This is a genomic window from Streptomyces sp. NPDC005811 (assembly GCF_040630405.1).
Classification (GTDB): Bacteria; Actinomycetota; Actinomycetes; order Streptomycetales; family Streptomycetaceae; genus Streptomyces.
This window is the reverse complement of sequence record NZ_JBEXXK010000007.1, coordinates 210,934-229,245: the sequence shown is the minus strand read 5'-3', so window position 1 is coordinate 229,245 and position 18,312 is coordinate 210,934. Positions and strand designations below refer to the sequence as shown.

The following is an 18,312-nucleotide window of genomic DNA, read 5'->3' as shown; positions in this document are numbered from 1 at the left end:
CACTTGGGCGGGGGCAGGGGGCCCTCGTGGGGAGGACCAGCACGTGGGCAAGCACGCCCGGAGAACGGGGGGCGTGACCGCCGCCGTCTCCGCACTCGCGGTCGCGGTCGCGACCGTCGTCACCGCCGTCGGCGGCGGCACCGCCGGGGCGACGGGGTCCGGTGGCACCACCGGGATCACCCTGACCGACCCGGCTTCCGCCGCACCGCGCACCGAGCGGCCGCTGGTCGTCGGGGAGTCGGGCTATCTGCACCGGCAGAGCGGGGTCGCCGGACTGCTGTGGACGGACTTCACCACCGGTGCCACGGTCACCGTGTCGACCGGGGACGGCGTGTACGCGCCCGCCTCGCCCTGCGCCGACATCACCAGCACCTGCCGCACGGCCTGGTACGGCTCCGACGGCGACCTCGTCGCCCTGCCGACGGCCCTGTCCTCGAAGTCGGTCACCCTGTGGGACCCGGCGACGCGGACGACGTCGACCGTGTCCTCGTCGTACTCCTACCGGGCGCTGGCGGGCGGGACGGTGGTGACGGGCGGGAGCCTGATCGACTTCCCCGGAGGGGAGCGGCGCGAGCGCGTGCTGACCGGCGACGGCGCGACGACCCTCGCGGACAACACGGTGGCCGCCGCCGACTCCCGGGGCGTCCTGGTGAAGGGGAGCACCTCGCTCTCCTACGTCGACATCGCGACGGCCGTCTCGACACCGGCCTTCTCGGATCTGCCCTACGGCGTGCACGCCGTGCTGGGCGAGGACCGGTTCGGCTGGTACAACCCGGACACGGGCGGCCTGCACCTGAAGTCCCGCAGCGATCCGGCCGGTGAGGAGCAGGTGTACTCCCTGCCCTACCTCGGCGATCTCCGGGGCGCACCCCTCCTGGTCGGGGACCGTCTGCTGCTGTCCGCCGCGGCGAAGGAGGGCCTGACGGCCGTGTCCCTCGCCGACGGCACCTCGCAGACGCTGCTGGCGTCCTCCGGCGCCTACGCGCTGCCCGCACCTGGCGGCGACGCGCTGGTCAGCGGGGGCACCGGCGCGGACGACTGGTGGCTCCAGCGCATCGCGGCGGGCGAGGACGGCACGCCCGCGCCGACGAAGGTGGCACGGGTCCCCGCCGTGGAGAACACCAAGAAGGGGATCGCCCTCAGCCGGGGCAGCCTGCGGGTGGTGGAGAGCGACAACGACAGCTCCGTCCGCACCCTCACCACCGACGGCGGCGCCCTCTTGGAGTCCTCCGCCGCCACCGACAGCTCCGCGGTCAACGCCGTCTGCCCGTACACCGGCGTCTCCTGCGCCCCGCTCTGGGGCAACTCGGGCCACGAGCCGAACGACGTCTACCTCACCACGTACACCGGTGAGACCGACCAGAAGCTCGACCGGATCAAGGTCACGGGCTCCTACAACGCGATCGAGTTCGGCACCTCCGCCGGCCGGATCGTCGACGTCTCCGACGACTACGTCGTCTACCAGTCGGGCGGCGCCTCGCCCACGCAGTACGTGTGGGAGATCGGTCAGGGCCAGAAGCTGAAGCGCACCGGCCGGGCCGCCGCCCTGAACGGCTCCACCCTCTGGAGCGCCGGCACCACCGTCGGCCAGGTCACCTCGTACAGCCTCACCGAGGACAAGACCCTCACCACGGTCACGATCCCCGGCGCCGGCTGTGTCCCGACCGAGCTCCAGGCGACGGGCCGCTGGCTGTACTGGGCGTGCGGCACGGCGTCGGCGGGCGTCTACGACACCACGGCGGGCACGTCGGTCGCGGTCACCCCGGGCGATGTCCTGCTGGGCGACGGCTTCACCGTCCGCCACGACCACGCCGCCGACGAACTGGTCCTCACCGAGGCGGCCACCGGCACCACCCGCACCCTGGCCTCCGGCGTCCCCGACACCGGCCAGGACAGCGACCGCCGCTGGCGCTGGACCGTGGACGAGTACACGGGCCTGGTCGCCTGGTTCGACGGCTACGAGCGCACACAGGTCGTCACGACCGGCATCACGCCGTCCGCGCCGACCCTGGTCTCGACGGAGATCTACGGATTCGCGGCCATGGGCTCCACGGGCTACTGGAGTGCCACCTGGCGCCTGTCCCGCCCGGTCACCTCCTGGTCCCTGACGTTCACCTCGGTGCAGAGCGGCCCCACGGGCAGGGCCACCCGCACGATCACCGGCGGCGCGGCCACCGCGTACGCCTACGCCGACTGGAACGGGCTGACGTCGGCCGGCGTCCGCTTCCCCAACGGCTACACCCGGTGGACCCTGCGGACGACCGGCCTCGGCGGAACCTCCCTCACGACGACGGGCAGCGGCAGCCAGTTCATCAGCGAGGGCTCCGCGGTCCGCCACGACTACGGCAGCATGGACGGCACCGACGGCATCGGCGACCTGCTCACCCTCAACACCTCGGGCACCCTCACCGTCCACCAGGGCACCGGCGGCGGGAAGTTCTCCGAGAAGCTCAACGGCAGCGGCTGGCCCAGGACCGTCACGGCCGTCCCCGTCGGCGACCTCAGCGGCGACCGCTGCAACGACGTCCTGGTCCGGCTGAGCAGCGGCGCCCTGCGCCTCTACAAGCCGGGCTGCAACCGCGCCGTCAAACCCGCCACGGCGTACACCACCCTCGCCACCGGCGGCTGGAACCAGTACGACGTCCTCACCTCGCCCGGTGACGTCACCGGCGACGGCCGCCCCGACCTGGTCGCCCGTGCCTCCGCCACCGGCACGGTGTACCTGTTCAAGGGCACGAGCACCGGCAAGCTGTCCTCGCGGGTGAAGCTGTACGACAACCTCAGGACGTACAAGCGGATCGCGGGCGCCGGGGACCTCGACGGCGACGGCATCGGGGATCTGATCGCCCAGGACAAGGCGAACAACCTCTACCGGTACTCCGGTACCGGGAAGGGCACCTTCTCCGCCCGGGTGAAGCTGTTCGCGAACTGGGGCGCCGCCTACAACGCCGTCGTCGGCGTCGGCGACCTCAACGGTGACGGCCGCCCCGACCTCGTCGCCCGCGACACCGCCGGGAAGCTGTACCGGCAGTACGGCGACGGCAAGGGCTCGTTCGGGGCACGGACGCTGATCGGCTCGGGCTGGGGCGGGTACCGGACGCTGTCCTGACGCCTTGCGGCGCCCTGAGGTGACAGGGCGTCACCCGGCCGGGTAGTCCGCGCAGGACAACCCGGCCGGGCCGTGCTCCGCTGGACGTGTGCAGCTGCTCCCCGTGCCCGTCCGCCGGCTCGCCGCCTGGTGTGCGGTGATCCTGCTCGTCGCGGGCGTGGCGTACGTCGGGATCCGGCTGTGCGCGACGTTCCGTACGGCCGTCACGCCCGTGCTGCTCGCCCTGCTCGGGACCGCGCTGCTGCGGCCCCTGTACAAGCGGCTGGTGAAGGCGCGGATGCCGCGGTCGATGGCGGCGGCGCTGACCTGCGTGGCCGTCGTCGCGGTCGTCGGCGGCGCCGTGTACGTGGTGGTCGCCGCGCTGATCGACACCGGGGACCAGATCGTCGCCTCGCTGAAGGACGCGGCGAGGAGCGTCGCCGAGCACTTCGGGGCGGCCGGGACCTCGCTGGACGACCTCGCGTCCAACGCCGGGGACCTGCTGACGAAGTTCGGCGGGACCGCCGCCTCCAATGTGATCAGCGGGGTCAGCGTGGTCGGCGAGACGATCGCCATGGCCGTACTCGCCCTGCTGCTGGTGTTCTTCTTCCTGCGGGACTCCGACCGCGCCGCCGACGCCCTGCGCTCGGTGGCGCCGGGCGGCACGGGGGACACCCTGGAGGCGATGAGCCGACGGGCCTTCGCGGCGGTCGAGGGCTTCATGCGGGGGACCACAATCATCGCCCTCATCGACGCCCTGTGCATCACCGTCGGGCTGCTCGTCCTCGACGTCCCGGGCGCACCGGGCCTGGGCGCCCTCGTCTTCGTCGGCGCCTACATCCCCTACCTGGGCGCCTTCCTCTCGGGCGCGGTCGCCGTCCTCGTCGCCCTCGCCGACCGGGGGCTGGTCATCGCGCTGTGGGCGCTGGGCGTCGTCCTCGCCGTACAGGTCCTGGAGGGCCATGTCCTCCAGCCCGCGATCCAGAGCCGCACGGTCCAGATGCATCCCGCCGCCGTCATGCTCGCCATCACCGCGGGCGCCTCGGTGGCCGGCGTCCTCGGCATGCTCCTCGCGGTCCCCCTGACGGCGGCGGGCTTCGGGGTGCTCAGCGAACTGCGGACGCGTTACGGCGCTCCGGGGCCGTCGGAGCCGCCCGCGCCGTCGGCCTCGTAGAGCTCGAACCAGATCGTCTTGCCCTCGCCGCGCGGGGCCACCCCCCAGGTGTCCGCGAGGAGCTCGATGAGGACCAGGCCGCGGCCGGAGGAGGCGAGTTCGCCGGGGCGGCGGCGGTGGGGGAGGTCGTCGCTGGTGTCGGTGACCTCGATGCGGATGCGGCGCTCGCCGGAGGTCCCGGTGACCTCGGCGACCACGAGCGCGTCGGCGTCCGTGTGGACGAGCACGTTGGTGAGGCTCTCCGACAGCAGGAGCACGGCGGAGTCGACCTGGTCGCTGCTCGGCCAGTCGTGGAGCAGCTCGCGCAGCTGCTGGCGGCCCACCGCGACCCGCTCGGGTTCGGCCTGGGCGACGGTCAGCATGGTGCGGCGGACCGGGGTGCGGACGGGTGCGGCGGCGGCCGGGCCGCAGCCCGCCGCGCCGTGGCGGCACAGGAGCAGAAGGGCGATGTCGTCGCCGCGGCGGTCGGCGAGCGGGCCGGGGGTGTGGTGGGAGGGCGGGCCGTGCACGGCCTGGACGAGCGCGTCGGCCAGTTCCTCCAGGTCGCCCTCGTGGCCCTCCAGGATCGCGCGGACGCGGCTCCAGCCGGTGTCGAGGTCGTGACCGCCCGTCTCCAGCAGTCCGTCGGTGCACAGCATCAGCGCCTCACCGGGCTCCAGGGCGAGCCGGGTGGTGGGGTAGTCGGCTGCGGGGTCGATGCCGAGGGGGAGGCCGCCGGCGGTGGCGCGGACCATGACCGTGCCGTCGGCCATCCGCACGGCCGGGTCGAGATGCCCGGCCCGGGCCGTCTCCAGCACCCCGGTCACCGGGTCGACCTCGATGTAGAGGCAGGTCGCGAACCGCAGGTCGGTGTCGTCGCCGGCCTGGTTGATGCCGTGCAGGAAGCCGGAGGCCCGGGAGAGCACGGCGTCGGGGCGGTGGCCCTCGGCGGCATAGGCGCGCAGGGCGATCCGCAGCTGGCCCATGAGCCCGGCGGCGCGTACGTCATGGCCCTGGACGTCCCCGATGACCAGCGCGAACCGGCCTCCCCCAGGCAGCGGGATCATGTCGTACCAGTCGCCGCCGACCTGGAGCCCGCCGCCGGTCGGTATGTAGCGGGCGGCCAGGGTCATGCCGGGTATCTCGGGGCCGAGCGTGGGCAGCATCGAGCGCTGGAGGCCGTCGGTCAGCTCCCGCTGGGTCTCGGCGGCGCCCGCGCGGGTGAGGGCCTGGGCGAGCATCCGGGCGACGGTGGTGAGGACGGACCGTTCGTCGGGGGTGAAGGCCACCGGGTGGGTGAAGGCGGCCATCCAGGCGCCCATCGTCCGCCCGGCCACCGTCAAGGGCACGAACGCCCAGGACTCCCGGCCGAAGTGCGCGGCCATCGGCCAGGTGAGGGGGTAGCGCTCCTTGTACTGCCCGGGCGAGGAGAGGTACACGGCCCGGCCGGTGCGGACGACCTCGGCGGCCGGGTAGTCCGTCTCCACGGGCATATGGGTGAAGGGTTCCTCGTCGCCGGGCTGCTGTCCGTGGTGGCCGATGATCGTCAGCCGGTCCCCGTCGACCCCGAAGACGGCGAGCCCGTCCGGCGAGAACCCCGGCATCGCCAGGCCCGCCGCCACCCGCAGCACCTCCTCCGTGGACCGCGCCTCCGCCAGCGCCCGGCCGGCGTCCAGCAGGAACGCCTCCCGTGAGCGCCGCCAGTCACCGGTGACGGCGGTGCGCCCGGCGGGGGTGCCGGGGCGGGGCTCGGTGACCTCCTGGAGGGTGCCGATCAGCTCGTACGCCCGCTTCTCGGGGTCGAAGGACGGCTTGGAACGGCTGCGGACCACCCGGATGATCCGCCCCTGCTCGTCCATGATCCGGATCCGCACCTCGGCGAGGGTGCCCTCGGCGACGGCGAGCTGGATCACTCCGGTGATCTCGTTCCAGTCGACGGGGTGCAGCCGGGCCCGGGTCTGGGCCTCGCTGAGGACCGTCCCCTCGGCGGGCAGCCCGAGCAGCCGGGCGGCCTCGGCGTCGACCGTGACCTGCCCGGTGGCCGTGCTCCAGTGCCACAGGCCGGTCGCGAGGGAGGCGAGGACCTCTCCCACGGCGGGCAGGGACTCGCCAGCGCGCATTGCCCCACTCTAAGAAGACGGCGGCGAAAGGTGCCACTGATGAGCGGGTCGCTCCCCGTCGCCGGCGCCGGGGCTGATCGTCCCCGGCGCTATTGAGGGGAGGCGATCCCGGGCTGCCCGGTACCCTGGGGTTTGTTTCACGTGAAACGTGCCCCCTATCCACGAAGGCTGGATGAACGACGATGCATCGGTACAGGTCCCACACCTGCGGCGAGCTCCGCTCCTCTGACGTCGGCACCGACGTCCGGCTGAGTGGCTGGCTGCACAATCGGCGCGACCTGGGCGGCATCCTCTTCATCGATCTGCGCGACCACTACGGCATCACGCAGCTGGTGGCGCGGCCGGGCACGCCCGCGTACGAGGCCCTGGACAAGGTCACCAAGGAGTCGACGGTCCGCGTCGACGGCAAGGTCGTCTCGCGCGGCACCGAGAACGTGAACCCGGACCTGCCCACGGGCGAGATCGAGGTCGAGGTCGGCGAGGTCGAGCTGCTCGGCGCCGCCCAGCCGCTGCCCTTCACGATCAACGCCGAGGACGGGGTCAACGAGGAGCGGCGTCTGGAGTACCGCTTCCTGGACCTGCGCCGCGAGCGCATGCACCGCAACATCATGCTGCGTACGGCGGTCATCTCGGCGATCCGGCACAAGATGACGGCGCTGGGCTTCAACGAGATGGCGACCCCGATCCTGTCGGCGACCTCCCCCGAGGGCGCCCGTGACTTCGTGGTCCCCTCCCGGCTGAACCCGGGCAGGTTCTACGCGCTCCCGCAGGCGCCGCAGCAGTTCAAGCAGCTGCTGATGATCTCCGGCTTCGACCGCTACTTCCAGATCGCGCCCTGCTTCCGTGACGAGGACGCGCGCGCGGACCGTTCGCCGGGCGAGTTCTACCAGCTCGACGTCGAGATGAGCTTCGTCGAGCAGGAGGACGTCTTCCAGCCGATCGAGCGGCTGATGACCGAGCTGTTCGAGGAGTTCGGCGGCGGCCGCCACGTCACGTCCCCCTTCCCCCGCATCCCGTTCCGCGAGGCGATGCTGAAGTACGGCTCCGACAAGCCGGACCTGCGGGCCCAGCTGGAGCTGGTGGACATCACCGATGTCTTCGAGGGCTCGGAGTTCAAGGCCTTCGCGGGCAAGCACGTGCGCGCCCTGCCGGTGCCGGACGTCTCCGCCCAGCCCCGGAAGTTCTTCGACCAGCTCGGCGACTTCGCCGTCACGCTGGGCGCGAAGGGTCTGGCGTGGGTGCGGGTGGCCGAGGACGGCACGCTGTCCGGCCCGATCGCCAAGTTCCTCACCGAGGAGAACGTCGCCGAGCTGACCAAGCGGCTGTCCCTGGCCGCCGGGCACGCGATCTTCTTCGGCGCGGGCGAGTTCGACGAGGTCTCGAAGATCATGGGCGCGGTGCGCGTCGAGGCCGCCAAGCGGGCCGGCCACTTCGAGGAGGGCGTCTTCCGCTTCTGCTGGATCGTCGACTTCCCGATGTACGAGAAGGACGAGGAGACCGGCGCGATCGACTTCTCGCACAACCCGTTCTCCATGCCGCAGGGCGGTCTGGAGGCCCTGGAGACCCAGGACCCGCTGGACATCCTGGGCTGGCAGTACGACATCGTCTGCAACGGCGTCGAGCTGTCCTCCGGCGCGATCCGGAACCACGAGCCGGAGATCATGCTGAAGGCGTTCGAGATCGCCGGCTACGGCCGGGAGACGGTCGAGGAGAAGTTCGCGGGCATGCTGCGCGCGTTCCGCTTCGGCGCCCCGCCGCACGGCGGCATCGCGCCCGGCGTGGACCGTATCGTCATGCTCCTCGCGGACGAGCCGAACATCCGCGAGACGATCGCGTTCCCGCTCAACGGCAACGCCCAGGACCTGATGATGGGCGCGCCGACGGAGCTGGAGGAGGCCCGGCTGAGGGAGCTGCACCTGACGGTGCGCAAGCCGCAGCCGAAGTAGGTCACGAGGCAGGTCACAGGAAAGAGGCGGGAAACCACGGTCGGTTTCCCGCCTCTTTTCACGTTTCGGTGGCCGAAGACCTCAGGTTTCTCAGGAACGCACAGTCATCACCCATGGTCAGGACAGGCTTCTTACCTACCGTCCGGGGCATGACGGGAAACACCGAAGAGAACCTGCCCGAGAACGAGACCAAGCCCGAAGGTCCCGCGCACAAGCGGAACATGACGCGCCGTAAGGTCGTCGTCGCGGGCGGCGCGGCCGTGGTCGGCGTCGGCGCGGCGGGCGCGCTCGCGATGACCGCCTCCGCCGACGAGGCCTCGGACGCGACGGACACCGCCTCCGCGTCGAGCACCGCGGAGGTCTGTTACAAGCTCACCTCGGAGACCACCGAGGGGCCGTACTACATCGACGCGGACAAGCTCCGCCAGGACATCACTGAGGACAAGGAGGGCATCCCGCTGACCCTCAAGCTCAAGGTGATCGACTCCGAGACCTGCAAGCCGGTGGCCAACGCGGCCGTGGACGTCTGGCACTGCGACGCGCTCGGCCTCTACTCGGGCTACGAGTCCTTCTCCCAGGGCGGCGGTACGGCCCCCACGGACGCGCCCACCGGCGAGCCGCCGTCCGGTGAGCCCACCGGCGAGCCCCCGTCCGGCGGCACCGGCGGCGGTGGCGGCCACGAGGAGCCCACCAGCGACACCCGCTATCTGCGCGGCACCTGGAAGACCGACAAGAAGGGCTGTGTCACCTTCACGACGATCTTCCCCGGCTGGTACCAGGGCCGCTGTGTCCACATCCACACCAAGGTGCACGTGGACGGCGAGTGGACCGACGCCGGTTACGAGGGCGGGCACGCCTGCCACACCGGTCAGTTCTTCTTCGAGGAGGAGGCCGTGCTCCTCACGGAGGAGGTCGACCCGTACTCGACGAGCACCACGACCCGCACCCTGCTCACCGAGGACACCATCTACGACCAGAGCGGCACCACGGGCGGTCTGCTCAAGCTGAAGTACAACAAGAACAACATCGCCAAGGGCGTGACCGCGTCCATCACGATGGGCGTCGCCCCCGACGAGACCAACGACGGCACCAGCTGATCACGGACCGTCCGTAGGTCGATTTCCGGCCCCCTTTCGCGCGCACTGCGAAAGGGGGCCGTTTTCTCAGCTCTCTGACAGCCTTCACATCTAGCTTCCATGCTCATGACAGCTGAGCACCAGGAACCCCAACTGACGCATGAGACAAGTGATCTGACGCGCCGTCGGGTCGTCGCGGTGGGCGCGGGCGCGCTCGCCGTGGCGGGACTCGGCGGTGGCGCCCTCGCGGTGGACGCGGCGGCCGGAGAGAGAACCCCCGATCCGAAGGGCGGACCGGGCGGCCTCCCGGAGGACTGCTACGTCCTCACCTCGGAGACGGTCGAGGGCCCCTACTACATCGACGCGGACAAGATCCGCCGGGACGTCACGGAGGACCGCGAGGGCATCCCCCTCCTCCTCAGCCTCAAGGTCATCGACTCCGAGACCTGCCGGCCCATCCGGAACGCGGCCGTCGACATCTGGCACTGCGACGCGGTGGGCGTCTACTCGGGCTACGAGGACATGGGCAACGGCGGCGGAGGCGGAGGCGGCCCGGCCCCGACGGGCGAGCCCCCCACCGACGCGCCCACCGACATCCCGACCGGCGCGCCCCCGTCCGGCAACCCGGGCGGCCACCAGGAACCGACCGACGACACCCGCTACCTCCGCGGCACCTGGCGCACGGACCGCCACGGCCATGTCTCCTTCAAGACGGTCTTCCCCGGCTGGTACCGGGGCCGCTGCGTCCACATCCACACCAAGGTGCACGTGGACGGCGAGTGGACCGACGCCGGCTACGAGGGCGGCCACACCTGCCACACCGGCCAGTTCTTCTTCGACGAGGAGTCGGTGGTGGCCACGGAGACCGTGGAGCCGTACGCCTCGAACGAGGCGGAGCGCACCCTGCTGACCGAGGACACGATCTACGACCAGAGCGGCGCGACGGGCGGCCTGCTCAGGCTCCGCTACGACAAGCGGAACATCTCCAGGGGCGTACGCGCGACGCTGACCGTGGGCGTCGACCCCGCCACGACGAACGACGGCCAGGGCACCCCACCCCAGCCGAGCGCCTCGGCGTCCCCGTCGGCGACCTGACGCACTGTCCGTCCGGCCTGCCCCTTCCCTTGTTCCGCCCCTCTTGTCCACCCCCTTGGAAACCTCACCGGTGTCACACAGGAATCCCGGGGGGTGATCACAGCGCGCTGGCTTCTCATGGAGGAGAAGGGAGCCGACGAGGGTCGGCGGACAAGGGAGGAACGGGCCATGGTTTTCGCGACAGTGCTCTCGGTGCTGCTGATCGTCGGCGCGGTGGCAGGCGTCCTGGCCCAACGCCGCTCCCACCGCCACCGTCCCCCGTCCGACCTGGACGCGGAGGCGGAGGCCAACCACGCGCTGGTGCGCCTGACGGGCGGCCTGGTCCCGCCCGATGCCCGGGCCTGGTCGACGGCGGCGGCGGAAGAGGCGGGCGAGGCACTGACGAAGGCGGCGGAATGCCGGCGCGAGGCCCGCTCCCGCCTGGCGACAGCCCGCACGGCGGCGGAGTACGCGGAGGTGACGCGACTGGCGAGGGACGGGCTGGAGCACCTGCGCGTGGCTCAGGCGGGCCTGGGCCTGGACACGCCACCGACTCCTGCACCGACCCCGGCTCTGGCGACTACGTCTCGCTAGGGCGGAACAGATCGTCCACGCGGTCACACAGGATGGCGGCCTTGAGCCAGTGCGCCTGTGTCTCGGGGTCACCGCATCGGGCGATGCGCAGGCTGTCGCTGTCCGTCACACGGACCAGGCGCTTCTCCAACACCTGGAGGACCCCTTCGGACCGCCACCGGGCCAAGGATGTCGGTGTCGTGGCAGGGAGCGGAGTGACCGCCTCCCAGCCGTCCACCCACCCTTCCAGGTACCGCGTTTCCAGGAGGGTGCGGCTGCCTGGAAAGTGACTGCTGACGAAGAAGGCCATCAGGCGTCTTCCTCGGCCCCGCCCAACAGGTCTTCAGCCTTGTCGACCGTGCCGGCCCGTTCGAGCCAGACGTAGACGCGTGCCAGGTCCGTGCAGGCGCTGATGTGCTCACGGACATGCTCGGAGATCGCGAGGCCCCGCACCTCCAACACATGCAGAACGCTCGCCGCACTGATCCAGCAACTTCACGAGGCCGACGCATGACAGCCGCGCTCCAGTGGCAGAAATCGTCCTTCTCGAGCGGCTCGGACGGAGCCTCGTGCGTCGAGCTCGCCCACGACGACAGTTCGTTGCTCCTCCGAGAGAGCGACGACCCGACTCGAATACTTCCAGTCACGCCCACAACCCTCGCCGCCCTCCTCACCCACCTCCGCCCCGGCCACCCCTGACCTCCCCCCACGCCGGGATCTCCTCGCACGCCTCCCGCCAAGCCCGCGGCACCGCGCCCGTGCCGGTGCGGGCCGCGACCACTCCGCCCGCTATCGCGCAGGTCGTGTCCCGGTCGCCCCAGCCGCCGACCGTCTGCCAGAGAGCCTCGGGCAGGTCGTCCAGGTGGCCGGCCGCCGACCACAGGGCGAACGGGACCGTGTCCTGCGCCGACAGCAGGGTTCCCGTGCCCAGGACCGACGCCGCGTGGCGTACCGACGTCCGGTCGGGGAAGGCCGCCGCCACCCCCAGTCCCGAACGGACGTCGCTCTGCGGGACGTAGCGCATCACCTCCCGGAGGAAGTCGCCCCGCGGCGGCGCCTCCCTCTCCGCGCCGCCCGCCGCCAGTGACGCCGCGACCGCCACCGCGACCGCTCCGGCCACCGCCTCCCGGTGGGCGTGCGTCGTCAGCGCCGACAGCCAAGCCTGCGCCGCGGCCATCCCCGGCCGGTCGTGGAACCACGCCCCCAGCGGAGCCACCCGCATCGCCGCGCCGTTCCCGTGCGAGCCCAGCCCGCCGAACGCGCCCGTCGTCACCTCACGCCAGTGCTCGCCCTCCCCGATACGGCGCAGCACCCCGTGCATCGAGGGGCCGTAGCCGCGGTCCGGGTCGCGCGCGTACGCGGCGGCGAACTCCCGGGCCAGGTCGTCCTCCCGGACCTCCCCGTGCTCCGCCAGATGCGCGCACAGCACCAGCGCCATCGCCGAGTCGTCCGTCCACGGCCACGGCGCCGGGCGCGGCTCCCGCGCCGCCCACAGCCCCTCCGCGTCCTCCTCCGCCCGCAGGAACCAGCCGTCCCCGAACGCGTCCCCCAGGACCAGCCCCTCCAGGCTCCGGGTCATCAGGCCCAGCCGTACGGCGTTCACCGCGTCCACCTCCCCCGCCCTCCCTGCTCTCCCGGCTCTTCCGTCAGGAGCGTGAGCAGGCGCGTGAGTTCGTCCTGCTCGGCGGGGGCGAGGGGGGCCAGGAGTTCGCGCTGGGCGTCGGCGATGAGCTGGTCGAGGCGCTCCAGGCGGCGGCGGCCCGCGGCCGTGAGGGTGATGACGTTGCGGCGGCGGTCGGCGGGATCGGGCTCGCGGCTCACGCACGCGGCGTCGGCCAGCGCGTTGAGGACGGCGACCATGTCGCTGCGGTAGATGCCGGTGCGGCGGCTGAGTTCCGCCTGGCTGGCCGCCCCGGCCTCGGCGAGCGCGACCAGGACGGCGAAGTGCCACTTGTGGGCGCCCTCGGCGGCCAGCCGCTCCCCGACGAGCCGGTCGGCGACGGCCGCGGCCCCGGCGAGCAGCCGGCTGGGGATGGCGCGCAGCCGGGCCGGGGTGTGTTCGGGGGTCGGGCTCATCGGGGGTCCTCCGCCTCTTGTGTTAGTGCCACTAACAGTCTACCTTCGCTAGTGACACTAACGTTTATGTCACTAACATTCACGCAGCTAACGTTCGGGAGAACGACCATGATCGAGCCGTTCCGCATCCACATCCCCCAGGCCGACCTCGACGACCTCACCGACCGCCTCGCCCGCACCCGCTGGCCCGACGAGATCGCCGACGCCGGGTGGGACTACGGCTTCCCGCTCGCGCGGCTGAAGGAGCTGGCCGAGCACTGGCGCACCCGCTACGACTGGCGCGCGCACGAGGCCGAGCTCAACGAACTGCCGCACTTCACCACCGAGATCGACGGCCAGAACATCCACTTCGTCCATGTCCGGTCCCCGAGGCCGGACGCGCTCGCGCTGATCCTCACGCACGGCTGGCCCGGGTCGTTCCTGGAGTTCCTCGACGTGATCGAGCCGCTCTCGCGCGACTTCCACCTGGTGATCCCGTCGATCCCGGGATACGGCTTCTCGGGGCCGACCCACGAGCGCGGCTGGGACGCCGTCCGCACCGCGCGGGCCTGGGCCGAGCTGATGCGCCGCCTCGGCTACGACCGCTACGGCGCCCAGGGCGGCGACTTCGGCGCCGGTATCTCCCTTGCGCTCGGCGCGCTGGCACCCGAGCAGGTCGTCGCCGTGCACGTCAACTACCTGCCGACCCGCCCGGACCCGGACGCCGGCCTCACGCTGTCGGAGACGGACGAGGCCCGGCTGGACAAGGTGCGGCAGCTGATGGCGCAGCGTCCGCCGTACCAGGCCCTCCAGGCCACCGCCCCGCAGACGATCGGCTACGCGCTCACCGACTCACCCGTCGGGCAACTGGCCTGGATCGCCGAGCGGTTCGCGCAGTGGACCGACCCCCGCTCGACGATCAGCGACGACCGGATGCTCACCGACATCTCGCTGTACTGGCTGACCGCCACCGCGGCCTCCTCGGCACGGCTGCACCGTGAGACACAGCGGCAGACCCTGCCGTGCCCGGTGCCGGTCGGGGTCGCGGTGTTCGCGCACGACATCACCCGGTCGGTACGACCGCTGGCGGAGCGGCTGTACGACATCAGGCACTGGTCGGAGTTCGAGCGTGGCGGCCACTTCGCCGCGATGGAGGTGCCGGAGCTGCTCGCCGGGGACGTCCGGGACTTCTTCCTCGTCGACAGCGGGAAGGAGTGAGCACGGCCCAACTCGACGAGGTCCTGCGGCAGTCGAAGCCCCCCGCCCGGACAACTCCCCCTCACCCCACCGCCCTCGTCGGCGTGACAGGACTCAGGCGCACCAGAGCAGTTGAGCCGTAAAGTTCACAAGTAGCCGCAAAATTGGACACATCTTCCCGTGCTCGATACGGTCGAATGACAGGGCGCCATCGCCGACGGTAGTCGCGACTCGATCGAAGTCCCGGCCGGAGACGTGCCGGACCAGCCCCGCACATGGGTGAGCGAGGTCGGGCACCGCCCACAGGGCAGGCGCATCCACGCAGATCGACATCCCCCAGTGGAGACCGACATGCGGGCTTTCAGCAGGCACACCAGGACGAGGCTGCTCGGCTCCGTCGTGACCGTGACGTCATTGGCCCTCGTCGTTCCGGCGGCAGCCGTCGGCACGGCACACGCCAATCCGGCTTCGTCGAGAGTCAAGGTCACCGGCACCGCGAGCTGCGACCGATTCGAGGACGCGAGTCCGACCACGGTGACCATCACCCCCAAGGGCAAGACGGCCAAATCTGACGACCTCCCCGGCGAGGACTCGACCGAGACCTACGCGATCACGTTCACGGGCATCCCGAAGAGCAAGGGCCTGCCGGCGAACGCGAAGGTCACGTGCACGGACTCCGACGGCGACACCTTCACGTACGGCAAGAGCTTCACCATCACGAGGCCCCCGGCCGCCAACACCGAGGTGCAGACGCTCAACCTCAAGTGATCGCGTGGCCCACCAGGCGACACACACACGGGCTCCCAGGGCCGAGCAAGCCCTGGGAGCCCGTGTCCGTGACGCGCCGACGGCGGATCGGCGCCCGTTACTCCTGCGGTCCCGCCTCCGTCATCCCGTGCACCGCCGGGACGGTCCCCAGGCGGCCCTTCTGGAAGTCCTCGAAGGCCTGCATCAGCTCGTCCTTGGTGTTCATGACGAACGGACCGTAGTGGGCCATCGGCTCACGGATCGGCTGTCCGCCGAGGAGGACGACCTCCATGTCCGGGGTGTGGGAGTCCTGCTTCTCGTCCGCGCGGACGGTCAGTGAACCACCGGCCCCGAAGACCGCGGTCTGGCCGAGGTGGATCGGACGGCGTTCGGCGCCGACCGAGCCCTTGCCCGCCAGGACGTACGCCAGGCCGTTGAAGTCCTCCCGCCAGGGGAGGGTCAGCTCCGCGCCGGGGGCGAGCGTCGCGTGGATCATCGTGATCGGGGTGTGGGTGATGCCGGGGCCCGCGTGACCGTCCAGCTCACCGGCGATGACACGCAGCAGCGCGCCGCCGTCGGGGGTGGTCAGCAGCTGGACGTTGCCGCCGCGGATGTCCTGGTAGCGCGGCGCCATCATCTTGTCCTTGGCCGGGAGGTTCACCCACAGCTGGAGGCCGTGGAAGAGCCCGCCGGACATGACGAGGTGCTCCGGCGGCGCCTCGATGTGGAGGAGGCCCGAGCCGGCCGTCATCCACTGGGTGTCACCGTTGGTGATGGTGCCGCCGCCGCCCTGGCTGTCCTGGTGGTCGAAGATGCCGTCGATGATGTAGGTGACGGTCTCGAAGCCGCGGTGGGGGTGCCAGGGGGTGCCCTTGGGCTCGCCCGGCGCGTACTCCACCTCGCCCATCTGGTCCATCATGATGAACGGGTCGAGGTGGCGGTAGTGGATCCCCGCGAACGCCCGGCGCACCGGGAAGCCCTCGCCCTCGAAGCCGCTCGGCGCGGTCGTGACGCCCAGCACGGGACGCGCCACGGCCTCGGCCGACGCGGCGACACGCGGCAGCGTCAGCGGGTTCTCGACGGTCACTGCAGGCATGGTCCCTACCTCCTTGGGCGATGTGCGGCCCAGTTTAGTTGAGCATTGAACTTTCTGCCAGCCCCAACGACGAAAGCCCGGAGGACATTCCCTCCGGGCCGCGCCGTCCCTCGGACGAGGGATCAGTTGCTGAAGTACAGGTACTTCCAGGAGCCGTACGTCGTCGAGTTCACGCTGTCGCCGGACGAGCCGTTGACGTACACCGAGCGCATCCGGGCCCGGATGCCCGCCTCACCGGGCGCCCCGAGGCTGACGGCCGACTTCCCGTTCGCGCCGACGGGGAACCACTCCGAGTCCGCCGAGTACCACGAACCCTGGTAGTAGACCTGGAGGTCGAAGCGCTGCTGACGGCCCGGGTAGTAGGTCATCGTCGTGGTGAGCAGCGGGTCGGTGTTCTTGTGGAACCAGTAGTACGACGTCGAGCCGATCTTCGCCGTCCTGTAGTGCTTGGAGACGGCGGTGGAGACCTTGACCCGCGCGTAGGCCGTGGCCTTCACGGTCTTCGGGTTGTAGCGGGAGTCGCCCGTGAAGACCGCGGTGACGGTGGTGTCCCGGGTCATGTCCACCCAGGCGGCGATGTTGCCGCTGGAGTTGACCTTCCCCTTCTTGATCAGCTTCTTCGGCTTGTCGCTGCCGAAGGGGTCCGCCCAGATCTCGACCGTGCGGTTCTTGTACGTCGAGCCGAGGTGCGCGGTGAACTTCACATCGGCGCCGTAGTTGTACAGCTTGCCGTTGTTGTTCAGGGTCAGCGCTGTCGCGGCGCGCGAGACCGCCACCTTGTCCGAGGCGGAGACCGCGATGTGCTCGGCGTCACCCGCGTAGGTGACCTTGTAGGTGACCGTGCCGCCGGCCGGCGGGGTGTCCGTGAAGGAGTACGTGCCGTCCGCCTTGACCGTGACGGCGGCGAGCGCCTTGCCGCTCGGGCTGTCGAGGTCGGTGCGGGTCACGGAGAGCTTGACGCCCGCGGGCAGCGGGACCGTCGCCGAGAGCTTGCCGGTGACGGTGAGCTTCTTGGCGCGGGTCGCCGAGCTGGGGGCGTTGACCGTGAGCGTGGGCACGTTCAGCGTCGGCTGGGTGAGGGCCTTGAGCGTGAAGGTGCCGCTGCCCGGGACCAGTGCGAAGATCCGCGAGGAGTCCGGCGCCCAGCGCACCGTGCCGGCGTTGTAGTCGGAGGAGGAGCCGACGGTGTAGGTGCGCAGCGGCGTCGTGGTGTTCGGCCGGTAGACCGCGACCTTGCCGGCGGCGACCTGGGCGACCAGCCCGTTCGGCGCGATGTCGGCGGCCCACGCGCCGGGGTAGGCGCCGGCCTTGGTGAACTTCCCGTCCGCCCACGCGTCCCGGTCGGTGCCGTTGACCAGCACCTCGTCGGCGCCCGGCACCAGGTCGATGTCCCCGATGCCGCTGTTCAGGGTGTAGTCGCCGTTGTACCAGGCGGTGGCCTTGGTGGTGGCGCCCGAGACGTCGACGACGGCCATGGAGTCGGTGGAGATCCCGGTCTCGCCGACGGCCAGCAGGCCCGGCCGGTTCGGGTCGGTGTCCAGCAGCGCCTGGCCCCAGATGCCGATCGAGGTGCCCTCGGTCGGGAACTGCGCCATCGCCACCGGGTCGGTGCCGCTCGCCGGGTCCACCGCCGGGTCGATGGAGCCGATGTCGCCGTCCCACTGGTCGCCGTACGAGAACCAGGCCTTGCCGCCGGCGAAGGCCAGGTGGCGCGGGCCGGTGTCGGTCGGGATCGCGTACGTCTGCCTGACGTCCAGCGTGGCCGGGTCGAGCGCGAGGATCTGGTGCGTGTTGGGCAGCGCGGCGTACAGGGTGCCGCCGTCGTCCGAGAGGGCCAGGTCGCTGACGCTGCCGAAGCCGGCGTTCAGGTCGACGAGGGTGCCGTTGTAGTCGGAGGCGAGGATCCGGCCGTTCGCCGCGTCGCCGACGAACACCCGCTGAAGGGTGCCGTCCACGACCAGACCGCCGGCGTTGGTGACGGTGGTGGCGGCGGCCGAGGCGGTCCCCGCCGCCATGACGCTCAGCGCCGCCGAGCTGAAGAGGACCGCGAGTGCCGTCGCGGCCGAAGTGCTGCGCATGCGCACAGTGATGAACCCCCAGTGGAAACCCGGGTTCGCCGGGTTGATGAGAGCGCCGCGCGGCACCCGGACACGACCGCGGGAGAGCGGTTGCGCGCGGGGCGCGGCT

16 protein-coding genes are annotated in these 18,312 nt (G+C 71.4%); 9 read left to right on the top strand and 7 right to left on the bottom strand.

Annotation, left to right across the window (positions count from 1 at the left end; genetic code table 11):
* Window positions 1-73 precede the first annotated feature (73 nt).
* Together ABZ490_RS10525 and ABZ490_RS10520 are read left to right on the top strand one after the other, a co-directional pair.
* Window positions 74-3,109, top strand: a complete 3,036-nt coding sequence (locus ABZ490_RS10525) for a VCBS repeat-containing protein (RefSeq protein WP_358987341.1) — start codon at window positions 74-76, stop codon at window positions 3,107-3,109.
* An 88-nt stretch (window positions 3,110-3,197) separates the two neighbouring features.
* The gene (locus ABZ490_RS10520) at window positions 3,198-4,262 is read left to right on the top strand and encodes an AI-2E family transporter (RefSeq protein WP_358987338.1); all 1,065 of its coding nucleotides are present in this window, start codon (window positions 3,198-3,200) and stop codon (window positions 4,260-4,262) included.
* Here ABZ490_RS10520 and ABZ490_RS10515 read toward each other — a convergent pair.
* Window positions 4,214-6,361, bottom strand: a complete 2,148-nt coding sequence (locus ABZ490_RS10515; RefSeq protein WP_358987336.1) for a SpoIIE family protein phosphatase — start codon at window positions 6,359-6,361, stop codon at window positions 4,214-4,216. The genes ABZ490_RS10520 and ABZ490_RS10515 overlap by 49 nt on opposite strands.
* Before the next feature lie 182 nt (window positions 6,362-6,543).
* Here ABZ490_RS10515 and aspS point away from each other — a divergent pair, with 182 nt between their 5' ends.
* The 4 genes from aspS to ABZ490_RS10495 all read left to right on the top strand — a co-directional run bounded on the left by aspS (window position 6,544) and on the right by ABZ490_RS10495 (window position 11,051).
* Window positions 6,544-8,307 carry an aspartate--tRNA ligase gene (aspS, locus tag ABZ490_RS10510; RefSeq protein WP_358987333.1) on the top strand — a complete coding sequence of 588 codons (1,764 nt, stop codon included), beginning with the start codon at window positions 6,544-6,546 and terminating at the stop codon, window positions 8,305-8,307.
* A 221-nt stretch (window positions 8,308-8,528) separates the two neighbouring features.
* Entirely contained in the window at window positions 8,529-9,404 is an 876-nt protein-coding gene (locus ABZ490_RS10505) for an intradiol ring-cleavage dioxygenase (RefSeq protein WP_358987419.1), read from the top strand.
* A gap of 105 nt (window positions 9,405-9,509) precedes the next feature.
* A complete protein-coding gene (locus tag ABZ490_RS10500; RefSeq protein WP_358987331.1) occupies window positions 9,510-10,478 on the top strand; it encodes an intradiol ring-cleavage dioxygenase in 969 nt (322 codons plus the stop codon).
* Between the two features lie 168 nt (window positions 10,479-10,646).
* Entirely contained in the window at window positions 10,647-11,051 is a 405-nt protein-coding gene (locus ABZ490_RS10495; RefSeq protein ID WP_358987328.1) for a hypothetical protein, read from the top strand.
* Here ABZ490_RS10495 and ABZ490_RS10490 read toward each other — a convergent pair.
* Together ABZ490_RS10490 and ABZ490_RS10485 are read right to left on the bottom strand one after the other, a co-directional pair.
* Window positions 11,038-11,340: a hypothetical protein gene (locus ABZ490_RS10490; protein WP_358987325.1), complete on the bottom strand. Its 303-nt coding sequence runs from the start codon at window positions 11,338-11,340 to the stop codon at window positions 11,038-11,040. The genes ABZ490_RS10495 and ABZ490_RS10490 overlap by 14 nt on opposite strands.
* Window positions 11,340-11,492, bottom strand: coding sequence for a hypothetical protein (locus tag ABZ490_RS10485; RefSeq protein ID WP_358987322.1), 153 nt, complete (start codon window positions 11,490-11,492; stop codon window positions 11,340-11,342). Before ABZ490_RS10485 ends, ABZ490_RS10490 begins: the two co-directional genes overlap by 1 nt.
* On the opposite strand from ABZ490_RS10485, the gene ABZ490_RS10480 reads away from it, so the two are divergent.
* Window positions 11,457-11,729, top strand: a complete 273-nt coding sequence (locus ABZ490_RS10480; RefSeq protein ID WP_358987319.1) for a DUF397 domain-containing protein — start codon at window positions 11,457-11,459, stop codon at window positions 11,727-11,729. The two genes, ABZ490_RS10485 and ABZ490_RS10480, sit on opposite strands and share 36 nt — an antisense overlap.
* Here ABZ490_RS10480 and ABZ490_RS10475 read toward each other — a convergent pair.
* Both ABZ490_RS10475 and ABZ490_RS10470 read right to left on the bottom strand, forming a co-directional pair.
* Window positions 11,701-12,609 carry an ADP-ribosylglycohydrolase family protein gene (locus ABZ490_RS10475; RefSeq protein WP_358987416.1) on the bottom strand — a complete coding sequence of 303 codons (909 nt, stop codon included), beginning with the start codon at window positions 12,607-12,609 and terminating at the stop codon, window positions 11,701-11,703. The two genes, ABZ490_RS10480 and ABZ490_RS10475, sit on opposite strands and share 29 nt — an antisense overlap.
* 20 nt (window positions 12,610-12,629) lie before the next feature.
* Window positions 12,630-13,106 carry a MarR family transcriptional regulator gene (locus ABZ490_RS10470; RefSeq protein ID WP_358987316.1) on the bottom strand — a complete coding sequence of 159 codons (477 nt, stop codon included), beginning with the start codon at window positions 13,104-13,106 and terminating at the stop codon, window positions 12,630-12,632.
* Window positions 13,107-13,214: 108 nt separating this feature from the next.
* On the opposite strand from ABZ490_RS10470, the gene ABZ490_RS10465 reads away from it, so the two are divergent.
* Both ABZ490_RS10465 and ABZ490_RS10460 read left to right on the top strand, forming a co-directional pair.
* Window positions 13,215-14,303, top strand: coding sequence for an epoxide hydrolase family protein (locus ABZ490_RS10465; protein ID WP_358987313.1), 1,089 nt, complete (start codon window positions 13,215-13,217; stop codon window positions 14,301-14,303).
* A gap of 330 nt (window positions 14,304-14,633) precedes the next feature.
* On the top strand, window positions 14,634-15,050 hold the full coding sequence (locus ABZ490_RS10460; protein WP_358987310.1) for a hypothetical protein: 417 nt from the start codon (window positions 14,634-14,636) through the stop codon (window positions 15,048-15,050).
* A gap of 97 nt (window positions 15,051-15,147) precedes the next feature.
* On the opposite strand, the gene ABZ490_RS10455 is transcribed toward ABZ490_RS10460, so the two are convergent.
* Both ABZ490_RS10455 and ABZ490_RS10450 read right to left on the bottom strand, forming a co-directional pair.
* On the bottom strand, window positions 15,148-16,125 hold the full coding sequence (locus ABZ490_RS10455) for a pirin family protein (protein ID WP_358987307.1): 978 nt from the start codon (window positions 16,123-16,125) through the stop codon (window positions 15,148-15,150).
* Window positions 16,126-16,247: 122 nt separating this feature from the next.
* Window positions 16,248-18,203 (bottom strand): Ig-like domain repeat protein, encoded by a 1,956-nt coding sequence (locus tag ABZ490_RS10450; protein ID WP_358987304.1) that lies wholly within the window; start codon window positions 18,201-18,203, stop codon window positions 16,248-16,250.
* Window positions 18,204-18,312: the final 109 nt, after the last annotated feature.

What these genes read in the sequence shown, in the direction of transcription:
- ABZ490_RS10475 (WP_358987416.1), bottom strand. Translation starts at nt 12,609, where the DNA reads ATGACCCGGAGCCTGGAGGGGCTGGTCCTGGGGGACGCGTTCGGGGAC.
- ABZ490_RS10495 (WP_358987328.1), top strand. Translation starts at nt 10,647, where the DNA reads ATGGTTTTCGCGACAGTGCTCTCGGTGCTGCTGATCGTCGGCGCGGTG.
- ABZ490_RS10460 (WP_358987310.1), top strand. Translation starts at nt 14,634, where the DNA reads ATGCGGGCTTTCAGCAGGCACACCAGGACGAGGCTGCTCGGCTCCGTC.
- ABZ490_RS10480 (WP_358987319.1), top strand. Translation starts at nt 11,457, where the DNA reads ATGCTCGGAGATCGCGAGGCCCCGCACCTCCAACACATGCAGAACGCT.
- aspS (WP_358987333.1), top strand. Translation starts at nt 6,544, where the DNA reads ATGCATCGGTACAGGTCCCACACCTGCGGCGAGCTCCGCTCCTCTGAC.
- ABZ490_RS10470 (WP_358987316.1), bottom strand. Translation starts at nt 13,106, where the DNA reads ATGAGCCCGACCCCCGAACACACCCCGGCCCGGCTGCGCGCCATCCCC.
- ABZ490_RS10450 (WP_358987304.1), bottom strand. Translation starts at nt 18,203, where the DNA reads ATGCGCAGCACTTCGGCCGCGACGGCACTCGCGGTCCTCTTCAGCTCG.
- ABZ490_RS10515 (WP_358987336.1), bottom strand. Translation starts at nt 6,361, where the DNA reads ATGCGCGCTGGCGAGTCCCTGCCCGCCGTGGGAGAGGTCCTCGCCTCC.
- ABZ490_RS10490 (WP_358987325.1), bottom strand. Translation starts at nt 11,340, where the DNA reads ATGGCCTTCTTCGTCAGCAGTCACTTTCCAGGCAGCCGCACCCTCCTG.
- ABZ490_RS10465 (WP_358987313.1), top strand. Translation starts at nt 13,215, where the DNA reads ATGATCGAGCCGTTCCGCATCCACATCCCCCAGGCCGACCTCGACGAC.
- ABZ490_RS10500 (WP_358987331.1), top strand. Translation starts at nt 9,510, where the DNA reads ATGACAGCTGAGCACCAGGAACCCCAACTGACGCATGAGACAAGTGAT.
- ABZ490_RS10505 (WP_358987419.1), top strand. Translation starts at nt 8,529, where the DNA reads ATGACGCGCCGTAAGGTCGTCGTCGCGGGCGGCGCGGCCGTGGTCGGC.
- ABZ490_RS10455 (WP_358987307.1), bottom strand. Translation starts at nt 16,125, where the DNA reads ATGCCTGCAGTGACCGTCGAGAACCCGCTGACGCTGCCGCGTGTCGCC.